At 44.8% G+C, this 16,325-nt stretch carries 14 protein-coding genes and 1 tRNA gene; 13 read left to right on the top strand and 2 right to left on the bottom strand.

Going from position 1 to position 16,325, the window contains the following annotated elements:
- The first annotated feature begins 13 nt into the window (after window positions 1-13).
- From SCACP_RS09510 to SCACP_RS09460, 11 genes are all read left to right on the top strand, one after another.
- A complete protein-coding gene (locus SCACP_RS09510; RefSeq protein WP_084575084.1) occupies window positions 14-463 on the top strand; it encodes an ACT domain-containing protein in 450 nt (149 codons plus the stop codon).
- Between the two features lie 7 nt (window positions 464-470).
- Window positions 471-1,766, top strand: a complete 1,296-nt coding sequence (locus SCACP_RS09505; protein WP_425061093.1) for a homoserine dehydrogenase — start codon at window positions 471-473, stop codon at window positions 1,764-1,766.
- A 27-nt stretch (window positions 1,767-1,793) separates the two neighbouring features.
- Entirely contained in the window at window positions 1,794-2,699 is a 906-nt protein-coding gene (gene thrB, locus SCACP_RS09500) for a homoserine kinase (RefSeq protein WP_425061092.1), read from the top strand.
- 126 nt (window positions 2,700-2,825) lie between these two features.
- Window positions 2,826-3,116, top strand: coding sequence for a DUF6917 domain-containing protein (locus SCACP_RS09495; RefSeq protein WP_425061091.1), 291 nt, complete (start codon window positions 2,826-2,828; stop codon window positions 3,114-3,116).
- A gap of 25 nt (window positions 3,117-3,141) precedes the next feature.
- Window positions 3,142-3,600 (top strand): RidA family protein, encoded by a 459-nt coding sequence (locus tag SCACP_RS09490; protein ID WP_425061090.1) that lies wholly within the window; start codon window positions 3,142-3,144, stop codon window positions 3,598-3,600.
- Window positions 3,601-3,651: 51 nt separating this feature from the next.
- Window positions 3,652-5,121, top strand: coding sequence for a hypothetical protein (locus tag SCACP_RS09485; protein WP_425061089.1), 1,470 nt, complete (start codon window positions 3,652-3,654; stop codon window positions 5,119-5,121).
- A gap of 21 nt (window positions 5,122-5,142) precedes the next feature.
- Complete coding sequence (locus SCACP_RS09480; protein WP_425061088.1) at window positions 5,143-6,441, top strand: FAD-dependent oxidoreductase; 1,299 nt, start codon at window positions 5,143-5,145, stop codon at window positions 6,439-6,441.
- Window positions 6,438-7,820, top strand: coding sequence for a hypothetical protein (locus SCACP_RS09475; RefSeq protein WP_425061087.1), 1,383 nt, complete (start codon window positions 6,438-6,440; stop codon window positions 7,818-7,820). Before SCACP_RS09480 ends, SCACP_RS09475 begins: the two co-directional genes overlap by 4 nt.
- A gap of 156 nt (window positions 7,821-7,976) precedes the next feature.
- Window positions 7,977-8,222 carry a hypothetical protein gene (locus SCACP_RS09470; RefSeq protein WP_425061086.1) on the top strand — a complete coding sequence of 82 codons (246 nt, stop codon included), beginning with the start codon at window positions 7,977-7,979 and terminating at the stop codon, window positions 8,220-8,222.
- Between the two features lie 7 nt (window positions 8,223-8,229).
- Window positions 8,230-10,059 carry a cobalamin B12-binding domain-containing protein gene (locus SCACP_RS09465; protein ID WP_425061085.1) on the top strand — a complete coding sequence of 610 codons (1,830 nt, stop codon included), beginning with the start codon at window positions 8,230-8,232 and terminating at the stop codon, window positions 10,057-10,059.
- A 102-nt stretch (window positions 10,060-10,161) separates the two neighbouring features.
- Window positions 10,162-10,238, top strand: a tRNA-Pro gene (locus SCACP_RS09460).
- Window positions 10,239-10,596: 358 nt separating this feature from the next.
- Here SCACP_RS09460 and htpG read toward each other — a convergent pair.
- Complete coding sequence (gene htpG / locus SCACP_RS09455) at window positions 10,597-12,558, bottom strand: molecular chaperone HtpG (protein WP_425061084.1); 1,962 nt, start codon at window positions 12,556-12,558, stop codon at window positions 10,597-10,599.
- 481 nt (window positions 12,559-13,039) lie between these two features.
- Window positions 13,040-14,338 (bottom strand): DNA recombination protein RmuC, encoded by a 1,299-nt coding sequence (locus SCACP_RS09450; protein ID WP_425061083.1) that lies wholly within the window; start codon window positions 14,336-14,338, stop codon window positions 13,040-13,042.
- 195 nt (window positions 14,339-14,533) lie between these two features.
- On the opposite strand from SCACP_RS09450, the gene SCACP_RS09445 reads away from it, so the two are divergent.
- Together SCACP_RS09445 and SCACP_RS09440 are read left to right on the top strand one after the other, a co-directional pair.
- A complete protein-coding gene (locus SCACP_RS09445; RefSeq protein ID WP_425061082.1) occupies window positions 14,534-15,790 on the top strand; it encodes an acetylornithine/succinylornithine family transaminase in 1,257 nt (418 codons plus the stop codon).
- Between the two features lie 41 nt (window positions 15,791-15,831).
- Window positions 15,832-16,272 carry a type II toxin-antitoxin system RatA family toxin gene (locus SCACP_RS09440; protein ID WP_425061081.1) on the top strand — a complete coding sequence of 147 codons (441 nt, stop codon included), beginning with the start codon at window positions 15,832-15,834 and terminating at the stop codon, window positions 16,270-16,272.
- The last annotated feature ends 53 nt before the right edge of the window (window positions 16,273-16,325 follow it).

Below are 16,325 nucleotides of genomic sequence, written 5' to 3'. Positions count from 1 at the left end.
GAGGAGGGGGAACATGGTTACAGGCCAAAAAGCTGTTTTTTATTTAGTTCGGGAAGAGATTTTGCCCGAAGCCATCAAAAAAACGATTAAAGTTAAAGAATTATTAAAACGTGGTGAAGCAAGAACAATTAATGAAGCAGTAGAAAAAATGGAATTAAGCCGTAGCGCCTATTATAAATATAAGGACTATGTTTTTCCGTTTTATGAAGCCAGTAAAGAAAAAATCGTCACTCTAGCTTTGTTACTTGAGCACAAATCAGGCGTACTATCACGAGTCCTAAATACTATTGCCAATGAGCGCGGCAGCGTGCTTACCATTAATCAGGGTATTCCGCTCCAGGGAGTAGCCAACGCCACTATATCCATTGAAACTGCCGATTTAGCTATCGACTTGGAAGCTATGCTTGACAAATTGAGGATGGTAGATGGAGTAAAAAGGTTAGAAGTTCTAGGCCAGGCTTAGGAGGAAAATGATGAGTGCAATCAGCATTGCTCTGTTAGGATGCGGTACCGTTGGTACCGGTGTTATTAAAGTATTGGAGAAAAATGCCCATAGTATCGAAAAAAAAGTGGGGGCGCCAATTGTTGTCAAAAAGGTACTGGTACGAAATCCGGACAAATTAAGAAATGTAGCAACCAACGCAACTATTGTCACAAGCTTTGATGAGATACTAAACGACCCCGAAATAAAAATCGTCGCTGAACTGATGGGTGGAGAAACGCCGGCCAAAGATTACATGCTAGCCGCACTTAAAGCCGGCAAGCATGTAGTTACCGCCAATAAAGACGTTGTGGCTAAACATGGCCGGGAATTATTTGAAGCGGCTGAATCAAGTCATGTCGATTTTCTGTTTGAAGCCAGCGTTGGTGGCGGCATACCTATTATCAGACCGTTAAAACAGTGTCTTGCTGCTAATCAAATCAGCGAAATTATGGGAATTGTCAACGGCACCACCAACTATATGCTCACAAAAATGACTAATGAACACATGGATTATAACGACGTACTGGCTGAGGCCCAAGCGAAAGGTTATGCCGAATCTGATCCGACTGCCGACGTTGGCGGTTTTGACGCGGCGCGAAAAATCGCCATACTGGCGTCTATCGGCTTTGGTGCCAGAGTTACACTGGATGACGTGTATACTGAGGGCATAACTAACATCACTATCGAAGACATTGAATATGCCCGGGAACTTGGATTTGTAATTAAACTATTAGCTATTGCCAAACATGATGACCGCGGTATTAATGTCCGGGTGCATCCGGCTTTCTTACCCTGCACTCATCCGTTAGCTGCCGTTAACGATGTGTTCAACGCGATATTTGTCAAAGGCGATGCTGTGGGTGAAACCATGTTCTATGGCCGCGGGGCCGGCGAACTGCCGACAGCCAGCGCAGTAACGGCTGATATTATTGATGTGGCCCGTGACATCCGCCATAATGTCAGTAGCCGGATTTTGTGCACTTGCTTTGAACAAACCCATATTTATCCTGTTACAAAAACCGAATCTCCTTACTATATACGGCTGCTGGTTGAGGATAAACCAGGAGTACTCGCGGCTATCGCCGGCGCGTTTGGCGCGCAGCAGGTCAGCCTGCACTCGGTAATTCAGAAACGTAAAGTAGAGCATTGCACAGAGCTTGTTCTTCTTACTTACCGGGTTTCAAATGAAAATATCCGCCTGGCCATGAACACCTTGCTTGGTATGTCAGTAGTAAGTAAAGTCGGTAATGTTATCAGAGTAGAAGCAGCGCAAATCTCATAGTTTAGTAGCTTTAAAGGTGGCGATACCATGGCGAATACCGTAAGAATCCGTGTACCAGGGACAACGGCAAATTGTGGCCCGGGTTTTGATGCGGTCGGTATAGCATGCACAATTTATAATGAATTGGAACTGACCTTAAATGCAGAAGGCGGAATATCTCTGGAAGTAGCCGGAGAAGGTGCCGGAATTATTCCTGCCGACGAATCAAATGTTGTTGTTAAAGCCATACAGATGGTTATTGCGAAAACAGGGCAACAATATAAAGGAATTCATCTCAAAATGTACAATGATATCCCCTTGGCACGGGGGCTGGGCAGCAGTGCGGCGGCCATCGTAGCCGGGTTGGTAGCGGCAAATGAACTAACCGGTTCCAGTTTAACCAAACAGGACATTCTAAATATGGCTACAGCCATCGAAGGTCATCCCGACAATGTTGCCCCGGCTATCTTTGGGGGAATTACCGTAAGTATTATGGAAAATGGGAGTGCCAAATATCTTAGTTTTTTGCCGCCCAAGGAATTTTCAATGGTGGCTGTTATTCCTGAATTTAACCTGTCAACCAAAGCCGCCCGGCAGGTTTTACCTGAATCAGTGCCGTTTACCGATGCAGTATTCAATGTCAGTCGTACCGCACTCTTGATTGGAGCGCTATGTACTGGTGAACTGAGGCTTTTACAAAGCGCGCTTGAAGATAGGTTACACCAACCTTATCGTGAGCAACTCATACCAGGTATGGCTCAAGTTTTGGCAGCAGCCCGCCGTACGGGGGCGTTGGGAGCGGCACTGAGCGGCGCAGGACCTTGTTTACTGGCCTTTACCGCGGGAAACTCCGATGAGGTGGGACAGGCGATGATAAATGCTTTCAAACTACATAAAGTTGCAGCCAGCTATCGAGTTCTTACTATTGATAGTGAAGGCGCGAAAATAATATAATTTTTAGATTTGAGACCCTGTTTGCTTCCTAGGCAAACAGGGTCTCTTTTTACATATTTACTGTTTTTTTTCGGCACAATATAAAAAACATAAGCATTTATTCCGTTCTGAGAGGATGTTGAACACGTGTCCGACCCTTATGCCCGCAATATGTTTGGCACATTTAATCCATACTACGCCAAACAGCCTATTGTAGGTCGGCTAGTAGTAGTCCTGGACGGAGTGTACGAAAACCACGGGCTAGAACTCATTAAGCCCCCTTCACGCGCCTTACGGCAAACGGAAATTCATGAATTAATTGTCACTGATGAAGGAGCACAGCCTGGGAGTAAAGTCAATAACATTGCCTATGTTGGTTTTTTCGAAGTAATGCAAGGTGGTGTTATTGTCGTTGGTAATGAAGTTACCATTGGCTAACTATATAAATACAGGAGAGATACATTTGAGCTACGAAACTAAATTAAAAGAACTGGGTATTACGGTTCCTGACGCCCCTAAACCAGTAGCCGCATATGTTCCAGCGGTTAAAGAAGGCAACTATGTATACACTTCCGGACAAATTCCGTTCGTTGCCGGCGAACTTAAGTTCAAAGGAAAACTTGGCAAAGATTTGACGGTAGAACAAGGTTACGACGCTGCAAAAACTTGTGCGATAAACTGCCTTGCCGCAATAAAGAGCGTTATCGGCTCACTCGATAATATTGAGCAAGTAATCAAGATAGTAGGCTTTGTTAGCAGCGCAGCTAATTTTGTCGATCAGCCTAAAGTAATTAACGGCGCATCCGAATTGGTAGGCTCGATTTTCGGGAAGGCTGGCGAACACGCGCGTTCAGCCGTAGGTGTGGCTGAACTGCCACTTGACGCTGCAGTTGAAGTAGAAATGATTGTAAAAGTTAAATAACAAACTTTTCTTTAAAAACTAAAAACTGACAAAGTATAAGGAGGAACACAAATGAGCACCCACAAATTTAAATTTCAAATGTACCGTCATCTCCAACAAAATATCCCCAATATTTATGCTGACGCCCGCAAGGCGGCCGACGAGATTAACATTCCGAAAGAACTCAGAGGCAAATTTGGCCTGACTGGTGCCATCTCCGGTTGTCCGGCTCCGTTACGCGATGACATCATGGAATTTAGCGAACATGGTGCCAAAGAAGTAATTCCTTTAGCTAAACTGGTTGACGACATTCGTGAGATTGTTAAATCTGTATATGGTGATGAATATGATGCCGCACCTGTCTCGACCTGCGAAGCAGGTCTATGGGTAACTTTTGACAGCTTATTCAGCCCGCCGATGATGGGGCGCGGCGATAATTACCGCTCACGCTACATTGCTCCATATGAAAAGCACTTACATCACCAAGGCGCCTATGGTCGCCCATTCCCTGCGCGGTATAAAGATATATTAGGCGACCGTGGAACAACTGCCGGTGAGCTTGGTTTCTATGGCAAACGTCAGAACAATCTGGACACCGTTATTGTGCCGTTGGCCGGTGCCCGCTATGATGTCCACGGCATTAAGTATCATCCGGTGCCACTCTTAACAGGCGTTGATCCAGAAGAATCTCTCGACATTTTAAGCGAACACGCCAGTATTCACGCACCGTTTTTAACCGGTATCACCAGCCTGGGCTATGAAACTCCCGGCTATGGCTATGCTGTTAAAGATGAAGAAGGCACTCCGATTTTGCAAAAATATCTTGCCGACTTAGCCCATTCCTATGACATCCCCTATGTTATCGACAATGCGTGGGGTGTGCCGTTCGTAGGTTGTAATCCGCTCAAAAACGGCGCCGACGTTATCATCTACAGCATGGATAAAGCTACCGGCGCAGCTACCAGTGGTCTCATTATCGGCAAAGAAGAATTCATGGTACCAATCCGCCGGGCAATGGGCATGCACGGTGACCGCCACGGTACTACCGCCTCTTACGGCAAAGCCGCGTACGTTACTTTCGATCCCGGTAAAGAAGCATTATTAAGCCAAGTTCAGGCTCTCAAAGTACTGCGTGACAACCCGTCGGTATTGACCAATCCTGTAGACGCTTTAGAAAGAATCGTCAAAGAAGAGTTTGCTAACATCAACCTGCCGGCCCGCCTCAAAGACGGCATTATAATCTCGAAGTCTTACAACTCGACTGCCGTTGAAGTTAACTACGAAAAAACGTGGGAAGGCGGCGAACTGGGTATACCCATTTTCTCGATCGAAGATATGTATGCCGGTAGCAATATCTTCCAGACGGGGATGGCGCAAATGGGCGTAATCCCAACAGTTGCTTATGACGGCAATATCTATATCTCACCAGGTCTTGGTACCTGCGACAGCAAAGGACAACTGATAGAAGATGTTACCCGGTATACAATTAAAGCTTTAGTACGGTTGATTGAAATTACCTGCCGTTACGCTGGAATTACCTAATTAATCTAGGGAGGAATAGCTATGCCTACCGTAGTTGTCGTCGGCGGCGGCTGGGCAGGCTGCGGCGCAGCCGTAGCCGCCAAAAAAGCCGGCGCTGATAAAGTAATATTACTGGAACGGACAGATATGCTCCTCGGGACAGGCTTAGTCGGCGGCATTATGCGAAACAATGGCCGGTTTACCGCAACCGAAGAAGCATATGCTATGGGTGGTGGCGATTTGTTTGACGCTGTGGAAGAAGCGGCCCGCCACCGCAATATTGAGTTTCCAGGCCACAAGCACGCAACCTTGTACGATGTTGCAAAAATCGAACCTGCAGTAAGACGTGTTCTTGAACGCTATGGGGTTGAATATAAACTGGTTGCCCGAGTTCGGGACATTACAAGCGAAGGTAGCAAAATTAAATCAGTAATTACCGATAAAGATGACGAAATATACGGGGACGTTTTTATTGAGACTACGGGTACTGCCGGTCCTCAGGGCCATTGCAGCAAGTATGGCAATGGCTGTGTTATGTGCATTATCCGTTGCCCGTCTTTCGGACCACGGATCAGTATAGCATCTCGTGCCGGCGTACAAGAGATGATTGGACGCAAAGCCGATGGCTCCTATGGCGCAATGAGTGGCTCGTGCAAACTGCACAAAGAGTCCCTTGGTGAAAACATTATCAACGAACTGAATCAAAAAGGTGTCGTAGTTGTTCCTATCCCGGACGAACTTAAAAAAGCAGAATCTTTAGCTATAAAAGCTTGCCAGCAATATGCCTTGAAAGAATTTGCCGATAATGTCATTTTATTAGACACTGGCCATGCCAAGCTAATGTCCCCGTTCTACCCGCTGGAAAAACTGCGTAAAATTCCTGGCTTTGAAAACGCCCGCTTCGAAGATCCTTATGCTGGCGGTGTTGGAAATTCCATGCGGTTTACTGCTCTGTCTCCCCGTGATAATGCACTTAAAGTCAAAGGTGCGGACAATCTGTTCTGCGGCGGCGAAAAAGCCGGCCTGTTAGTCGGCCATACTGAGGCTATTGTGACAGGTACATTGGCAGGGCACAACGCTGTCCGGCATATACTGGGTCAGCAGTTGTTAGTACTCCCCGAGACCTTGGCAATTGGCGATGCCATTGCTCATGTCAATGAACAAATGCAGACAGAAGAAGGGCTGAAGCTTAAATACACATTCTCAGGCGCCCAATACTTTAAACGCATGCAGGAAAAAGGCTTATACACTACCGATGTTCAAGCTATCAAAGACCGTGTCGAAAAAGCCGGGCTAACGGGCATATTTGCGCGCCCTGTAACCAATGAGGCGGCCACATGACCGTAACACTGACTACTGCGCACTGGCTGTTCCTGTTTTGGGTAGGCGTAGTAATTGTAGTCATGGGGCTCCGCAAAGACCCGCTTATACCCTGCATATTGGGCTTATTGACAGTTGGCTGGCTATTTAAACAAAGCTTTGTCGGCGGGATAACTTCAATCTTCAACGCATTAATCGTCGCCGGTAACGAGTTCTGGGGAATAATAGTAGTAATCTCACTCATTGTCTCCCTATCCAAACTATTAAGTGAAACGGGAGCGGACTATCTGGTAATGAGTCCGGCCGCCCGGCTCATGGTTAACCCTGATATCGCTTTCTGGGTTATTGGCATTGCCATGCTGCTGGCATCCTGGTTCTTTTGGCCGTCGCCAGCTACAGCACTAGTGGGCGCTATCATGTTCCCGGTAGCAATACGGGCAGGCTTGCCTGCTATGGGTGCGGCAATGGCCATGAACCTCTTCGGTCATGGTATAGGCTTATCCACCGACTATGTTATTCAAGGCGCACCAACTATTACTGCCAAAGCAGCAGGGTTTACCAACCCAAGCCCGGTAATTGCCGCCAGTATTCCGTTAGCACTTACTATGGGCTTGGTTACTACCATTGCGGCCTACATCATCATAAAAAAAGATATGGCTGCCAATCCTCAGGCCCATACCGCTGAAAAGGAAGCAATATTGGGTAAAGAAGTAACGCGTGAAATTAACTGGGTATCTTACTTCTTAGCCGTTTTGACGCCGCTAGCCTTTGCCCTTAACGTAGTTGCAATGTGGGTATTGAAACTCCGGGGTGGTGATGCCACAGCGTTGTTAGGTGCCACAGCCGTACTCATCCTTGCTCTCGGATCCATGCTGAAATACGGCTGGGAAGGATTGGAAAAAATTACCGGTTTTGTCCGGGACGGATTTATGTTCGGTATAAAAATCTTTGCTCCGGTTATCATCATCGGTGGCTTCTTCTTCCTTGGCAAAGGTGAATTGGCTCAAACAATCCTTGACTCCAAAGCAGCCACAGGGTTCCTTGAAGACTTCGGCATTGCTTTATCCCAAGCCGTACCTCTTAATAAAGTCTTTGTAGCCTTGGTTAGTTTGGCCACTGGTATTGTCGTTGGTCTTGACGGCTCAGGCTTTTCGCCACTGCCGCTTGTCGGCAGCGTGGCTGCCACCTTTGGCAAAGCAATTGAAATTGACAAAGCTACTTTGGCAGCCTTGGGACAAATTGCCGGAGTATGGACAGGCGGCGGCACAATTATTCCTTGGGGTCTCATACCTGTTGCGGCTATAACCGGTGTCAACCCGATCGATCTGGCCCGCAAAAACTTTATCCCTGTAGTATTAGGATTTATAGCCACAACCATAGTTGCAATAATCCTGATGTAATCGGGGATAAATTAAAACGAAAAAATACCCAATGATACAGAAGGTGATACACTCACCTTCTGTATTCATTCAATAATATCGAAAGACTAAAGCTTTTGCCGCTCCCTCCCGGATTTAGCACAAGTCAAGTCTTTGCTCATACATAAGGAGGAAAACATGGTCGAACCTTTAGAACAAGTAATGGATGCGCTTGATATAGAAACTTTTTTGGTTTGCGATAATGAAAATCAAGGCCGAAACCTTATGTTAGCACTGTTAAAAAAATGGGGACTGTCTGATACCGATGTAGTTTTTGCCCAACATATGGGGCCTGGTGTCAGAGTCAGAGGCAGGGCGTACATACACCGCCCGGCTGACAAATACAGCTGGATTGTCCCTGAATCTGAGCAGGAGCAGAGGTGAGTTACCAATGGCCAAAGTGTTGTTAGCTCCAATCGATCCGGTACATGATATTGGCCTTAAGATGATAGCCAGAGGTCTTAATGGAGCCGGCCATGAGGTAATTCTCCTGCAGCCGGACTTACCTGCAGAAGAAATTGTTCAGCAGATTCTACGGCACCAAGATGTTGAAACATTACTCTTAAGCCGTACTCTTGGCTACGGTGTTGGTGAGCTATTGGCGCGGTTTATTGATCTTACCGACGCTGCCGGGGTCAGAGAACGGGTTAAAATCGGTATCGGCGGCATGGCCATCCGTCCTGAACTAGCCGCAGAACTGGGATTTGATGCCGGCTTCGGGCCAGGCACCACAGTAGAGGAAGTAATATGTTTTGTAGAGAATCGGGAATATAAACCTGATCCTAACCGCACCCAAAAGACAAAAAGAGATATGACGGCAGGCTATGACTACCGCTATGTTGCCCCCGGCATTGCCAATAAACTCAGTAAAATATCTGAGATTATTTTCGACTGGGTAAAAAACAAAACCTCCCCAGGTGTGGAACGTGCCCGTATACGCGACGAATATTGGGATGTCGAACGCTGGCGTGACCGACTGGGTAATGACGATCTCGAAAAATATTATCCGCAGTTGTGCAGCGAACTGCCGCAAAAATTTTATAAAACAGGCGAGCTTCACCCCAAGACAAGACGGTTTACCAAAGATGAAGTTATCGGTTTAGAAAAGTATTTAGAAGAAACGAAATCACGCATGTCAGTAGCGAAATTGCAACACACCAGGCGTAAACCGTTGGTATTTAACCAATATGGTACAGGTTGTCCGTTCATGGACATTGCTCATATTTTGGCGAGCGAAGCCTGGGGTGCTGATGGTGTAGTCCATTTTGACCCCTCTTGGGGCGCGAGGACTGAAGGATTCCTTGACGGTTTTCTTACACACCAGGAAGATGGAACAGTAATTACCCCTGCCAACCTCAACCGTATTTGGCTGGGATTGGAGAAATCTACCTTGTGGCAGATTCGTGCTCACCGTGGTCTAAATACACCGGAGACAGTGGTCTTGGCCGGTAAAATTGGCGCTGATTTGACTAAAATCAATATCTGCTATGGTGCCCTGGGAGCAGGTACTGACCCTGAACGCATGACTGTTGACGGCTATTACTCGATCAAATATGCCCAGAAATACAATATGCCGTTTGACATCGTCACCAATGAAGAACTGGCCGGAGTTCCGGCCCATAAAGCCTTTGCCGGTATGCTGATAGTGGCTGACTTGGCAATAAAGCTTGGCGCGCGGCCAATCCTACAACCGTTGTTTGCCTACTCGCCTGAAGTAATGATTAACGACCTAATGGATGACAACTATGTCAACTTTAACGCCGCCAAAATTTATGCCTTGCGCAATATTATCAATGCTCCCATCTGGCCGGGCGCACCAATTGGTTTTCTAACCCATACCGAAGACCGTGTACAGTCTGCCATGACTACAACGCTGCATGCTTGTCTGGCTATGTCACTTGGTGTTGACGCCATTTCGATAGCTTCAACCGACGAATCCTATTCAGGCGGACCAATATCTGTCCCCGCGAAAATTGATACATTACGGGCAGTAAAAGACGGGTTCCGATTCTTCGGACATGCAAATATCACACCTACCGAACAGGCAAACCGCTATGCCGAACAAATTCTTGACGGCATTGAAAACGTCCTTGATCATGTTATCGCTGAAGGCGATTTTATCGCCGCCATTCATAAGGGCCTGCTAGGTAGCCGGGAGGAAGGCGCATATCCCGGTCGCAGTGGTAAAGATACTGTACAAGAAAAAAATAAGTTACCATAAAAAAATAAACAATAGGTATTGACAACACTCGCAAATTTGGATAAAATAAATTTTGTCAGTCAGGCGCAGCCGAAAATAGCAGAGCGTTTTACTGAAAAATGTCGGGGCGTAGCTCAGTTTGGTAGAGCGCCATCTTGGGGTGGTGGAGGCCGCTGGTTCAAGTCCAGTCGCTCCGACCAAGTAATATGTAGGTAATCAAGGTTCGCGGAAACGCGAACTTTTTTGCTATGTCAACGTTGTCCCTTGTATTATCCCTTACCGTGTTTTGTAAGGAGGACAGTACGTTTATAGCAGTAATATCGGAACTTGTACTATTGCACATATAGGGAAGACAATAAAGCACTATTTGTCTGATTTAAATGACAAATAGTGCTTTAAAATTACTCTAATAACCTTAGTGAAACTAACTATATGAAATCCAATAAAGATTTTTTTCTAGGCGTGTTGTTAGTAACGCTCCACCGCTGGCGCTTGACTTACACTTATACTAACAACACGCCTGTAAATCTTTATTGGATACTATATATTTTATATTTTTCATTTTCCATTCCGCGCCATTAAGTTGGCGACTTTGTTGGCGAAACTAATAGGATCTTCTGGGGTAAGACCTTCCATCAACAAGGCTTGGCCATACAATAAATCACAATAGTCGTTGAACGCATCGGAACCGGGAGCAGTTTCATACAGATTTTTTAAAACACTAAAGATTTCGTGATCCGGGTTCAACTCCAGAATCCGCTTGGCTTTAAATGTGGTCTTGTTCATTTCTGACAAAATTTGTTCCATGGAAAGACTGATGCCGTTATCGTCGCTAACCAGGCAAACCGCGCTAGACTTCAAGCGGCTACTGATTTTAACGTCGGAAATTTTACCTGTTAACTGCTCTTTAATGGCTTTTATTAATGATTCGTTTTCTTTAGAAATCTCTTCGATGTCCTTTTTAGATTTGGTTGAGTCGATATCATCCAGGTCCAAGGTCCCGCGACTAATTGATTGGAATTTCTTCTCTTTATACTCGCGCAAGGCGTCAATGGCAAATTCGTCAACCCGGTCAAAAAGATAGAGAACCTCAATGCCTTTATCCCGCAGAAGTTCCATCTGCGGTAAGCGTTCCACCGACGAACGGTCTTTGCCAGTAGCATAATAAATGGCTTTTTGATTCTCCGGCATCCGGGTGATGTATTCGTCCAGAGTGGTCAGTCCTTCAGCAGAATAAGAGGATGCAAACAATAAAAGATTTTGCAGCTTGTCCCGGCTGTTGTAATCTAAATACACGCCACTCTTAATGGCTCTGCCATATTCTTTCCAAAATTCTTCATACTTAGGACGGTCTTTGTTCAATAAACTTTCCAGAGTTTTTAACACGCTTTTTTCCAAATTTTTGCCGACCCGTTTTAGTTGGCTGCTATGCTGGAGAAGTTCCCTGGAGATATTGAGGGAAAAGTCGGGAGAATCGACTAACCCGCGGACAAATCGTAAATATTCAGGTAAGAGGTCCTGACAATTGTCCATTATAAAGACATTTTTGGAGTATAGCCGGATTCCGGATTTAGATTCCCGTTGATAGAAATCAAAGGGAGCATGGGCAGGAATAAAGAGCATACTTGTATATTCCACAGCCCCTTCTACCTTAGAATGAATAATCTCCAAAGGGTCTTCCCAGTCATGGAAGAAATTGCGATAGAAATTATGATACTCTTCTTTTGAGATTTCATTTTTGTTGCGAATCCATAAAGGAGTCATGGAGTTTAAGGTGCGGACTTCAATACTCTGGGTTGCAGGTGCATCCTTGATCACTTTACCGTCAGAATCTCGGGGCTTTTCTTCTTTAATAAAGTTCATTTTAATGGGGTAGCGGATATAGTCCGAGTATTTCTTTACCAGATTTTGAATGGTATAACGGTTTAAAAAATTTTCTTCAGGGTTTTCGGCAGAACGATATTTTTCATTAAGGGTTAAGATAATGGTGGTACCCCGCTTTTCTTTATCACACTCTTCAAGGGTATAAGTACCATCACCGGTGGACTCCCAGCGAACACCTTTTTCTTGTCCCGGCGCACGAGTAAGAAGGGTTACTTTATCTGACACCATAAAGGCAGAATAAAATCCCACCCCGAACTGACCGATTAATTCGTTGTCTGTGGCTGATCCCACGTTCTTCAATTTTTCGATGAACGCTTTAGTTCCTGATTTCGCGATGGTGCCAATATTTTCAATAACTTCGTCATAGGTCATGCCTATTCCGTTATCCGAAATAGTCAGAGTATTGGTGGCTTCATCAGGGATGATAAAAATTTCAAAGTCGGAATTTTCCTCTAGTAGTTGGTGGTTGGTTAGTGATTCAAACCTGATCTTGTCGATAGCATCCGAAGCATTGGAAATCAGTTCCCGCAGAAAAATCTCCCGGTTGGTATAAATGGAGTGGACCATCAGGTCTAATAGCTGTTTGGTTTCAGCTTGAAATTCACGGGTTTCCTTTGTAATTGTTTCTTGAGCCATTACGAAACCTCCATTTTATTCTCTTTTAGTAGTTTTGGCCTTTACTATAAAATATGCTTCAGTCAAATTACCTTTATTAGCACTCTTGACAAGTGAGTGCTAATACATTTTAAATAATAACTAAATTGGTAACCAAAATCAAATTTATTCGTATATAAAATTGCGTAATAATGGCATGATATTACCAGCTATACAAATTATCTCCGTTTATATAATTGTATTTTTGGTTTTTTTGATAATTCTTCCGTTATTAATTATTGGCACTGATATCATAAAGTTCAAATCCTCGAAGCACCGGCAGAAGCCTTGGATTGCAAAAAAAATCCCTAGATATTCTAGGGAGAAAAAGAAGTATGTCCGAATACTTTAATTATATTTTTATTTTCTGAATTTAAATATTTTAGTAAATAAAAAAAGAAAATAAGAAAAAAAATTCCCAGCTGACTTAACATCGAGGTGAATAATTTTTATAGTTGGCCTCCTAATTATCTTCGTCATATCGCTCTAATACAGAAACTGCGTCCGGCACCGGCAACTGCTCAACGTTCCTCAGTCTCCGCTCAATGGCTCTGGTTCTTACTGCAGCGGCATCAATAGTCTTGCTGGCCTGATCCAATTTTTCTTTAGTTTTTTGCAATATGTCACCGAATTTTCCAAACTCAGTTTTAACTGCCCCTAAGAGCGTCCAAACCTCGCTTGATCGTTGCTCAATCGCCAGCGTCCTGAATCCCATTTGCAGGCTGTTTAACAGGGCAGCCAGGGTAGTCGGCCCGGTAACATTTATGCGGTACTCACGCTGCAAGCTTTCGCACAGGCCTGGTCGCCGAAGGACTTCAGCATACAAACCTTCTACAGGCAAAAACATAATGGCAAAATCGGTAGTATTGGGCGGATCAATGTATTTTTCCTTAATTGTTTTAGCTTCCTGGCGGATGCGTGCTTCAAGGCTGGCGGCAGCAGAGGACGCAAGTTCAGCATTAGCCAACTCCTGCGCTTCAAGCAGGCGTTGGTAGTCTTCCTGCGGAAATTTGGCATCTATCGGCAGCCACACTGCAGTATTATCTTTGTCTTTTCCCGGAAGTTTAAGCGCAAACTCCACCCGGTCTTGACTTCCCCGCTTGGTGGCAATATTAATCGCATACTGCTCCGGCGTTAAAATCTGCTCCAGCAAAGAAGCCAGTTGCATCTCACCCCAAATACCACGGGTCTTAACATTTGACAGTACTTTTTTTAAGTCACCGACTCCTGAAGCTAATTGCTGCATTTCTCCCAAACCCTTATGTACCTGTTCCAAGCGCTGGCTTACTAACTGGAAAGATTCTCCCAAACGTTTTTCCAGGGTCGCATGGAGCTTTTCATCAACAGTTGCGCGCATCTCTTCAAGTTTTTTGCCATTATCGGCCTGAATTGCCGCGAGTTTATTTTCAACTGTTTCCCGGAGCTTATCAAATTTTTGTTCATTCATTTGAGTAAGGTGTGTTAACTTTTGTTCATTGGCATTAGTAAAATAGTGAAATTGTTTAGAGATATTATCAAATTGGTTTAGCTGAACACTAGATAACTCTTCCCGCAACACTTTGATATTAAAGGTCATCTCCTGACGGTTTTTGATCAGTTCTTCGCGTAGTGCCGTTTCCAGCCGTTCCTGATTGAGGGCCAGATGTTTTAGCGGAGTTAAGTCCATTTGTCCTGTTTTGCTTAATTTTACAAAGAGGAGAATCAGCATAAACAAGTTTAATAATAGTAAAATTAAATTAATAATCGATAAAATATTGTCCACAAAGCACCATCCTTAGTTTGGTTAATTGACCTATAATTCAAGAAAGTTTACTATAATTCCTTTTACTTGGGCGAAATTTGGCCCATTTGTTTTTCGACGGTTGAATAAAAGAGGATTTTTTTTGTTATAAATAGAAAATAGTACCATATTGACTCTGCTTACGCCTGGCTTTAATTCGCATAGGAGGTTTTTTGTGTGACTAATGAACAAAAAGTAGTTAGCGATACCATTGAAAAGTATGAACAGTATATTAATCCTGCCATGGCTAAATTGTTCCGTTACATGGGCCTGTCCACCATTGAGTGGGAAGCTCAGGGAAATATTATCCGTGATATTGATGGTAAGGAATATATCGACTGTTTAGGCGGGTACGGAGTATTCAGCTTAGGTCACCGGCACCCTAAAGTTGTTGAAGCCGTTAAGCGCCAGCTTGATAGGATGCCGCTGTCAAGCAAAGTGCTGTTTGATAAACCGATGGCCGATCTGGCGGAATTGCTGGCTGAGATTACTCCTGGCGACCTGCAATACAGTTTCTTTGTCAACAGCGGTGCTGAAGCGGTTGAGGGTAGCCTCAAATTAGCCCGGATTCATACGGGACGAGCTAAAGTTATCGCAACCTGCAACTCGTTTCATGGCAAAACTTTAGGCGCATTAAGCGCTACCGGCCGCGATATGTTCCGGGAGCCATTTCAGCCGCTTTTAGCAGGTTTTAGCCATGTTCCGTTCGGCGATATTGCCGCCATGCACCAGACAGTTGACAAGGAAACTGCGGCAGTAATCGTTGAGCCAATTCAAGGAGAAGGCGGAATTATTGTCCCCCCGGACGATTATCTGCCAGCTGTGCGTGAGATTTGCGACAAACACGGTACTCTCTTAATCTGCGACGAAGTACAGACCGGTCTGGGCCGCACCGGCAAAATGTTTGCTGTTGAACACTATGGTATTGTTCCTGACATACTGACTACCGCCAAAGCTTTGGGCGGCGGCGTTATGCCGATTGGCGCTTTTACCGCGAAACCACATATTTGGGAAAAGTACATAACCAGCCCGTTTTTACACACTTCAACTTTTGGCGGCAACCCGCTGGCCTGCGCCGCTGCCATTGCCGCCATCGGCGTTATCCGTGAAGAAGGGCTTGACATGCGAGCTAAAGATACTGGTGATTATTTTATTGCTAAACTAGTCGGTCTTCGTCAGTCTTTCCCCGAAATTATTGCGGAAGTTCGCGGCAAAGGTTTAATGATTGGCATCGAGCTTACTAAAGAGGGTATTGGCGGCCTCATCATGTCCGAGATGATTAACAAAGGTATACTTATTGCCTATACACTCAACAACCCCAAAGTAATCAGAATTGAACCGCCGCTTATTATTGAGAAACAACAAGTAGATTATGTTGTTAACGCCCTTACAGAAACCATGAAAAAGGCGCAGGATATGCTGGAAGATCTATAAAATGAAGATCTATAAAATAATGTACGACAGGAGGAAATGGAATGCCATACGTGGAAGTGACTTTACCGGTTCATTGTGACCGCAGCGAGATATATCCCATTTTAAAAGATATGGAAAAGTACCCGGAGTTTATGGCGGATTTAGTCAGCGTCGAGGTAATAGAACGTAATGCCAATACCACCCTCACTAAATGGGTATCAAATGTTGACGGCCGGATTATTAAATGGACAGAGCTTGATACTTTCGACGATGCCAACATGCATATTCATTATAAGCAGACCGAAGGCGACCTGAAAAAGTTTGAAGGTGAATGGATTCTAACCCCGATCGCCGAAGGGACGGAGATTAAGCTGACTGTCGATTTTGAGTTCGGTATTCCTATGATCGCAGGATTGCTCAATCCGATTCTTAAAAAGAAGGTACGGGACAATAGTATGAATATGTTGACTGCTATTAAGGACCGCATGGAAAATCGGCGCTAAATGCCTGTTGTTAAATATAAGTAAAACACTTATAATAAAAATATATTTTGTAA

It is taken from the genome of Sporomusaceae bacterium ACPt (assembly GCA_041428575.1).
Classification (GTDB): Bacteria; Bacillota; Negativicutes; order Sporomusales; family Sporomusaceae; genus Sporomusa_D; species Sporomusa_D carbonis.
Note: the sequence above shows the minus strand (reverse complement) of the source record. Positions and strands in the feature narration are given on the sequence as shown.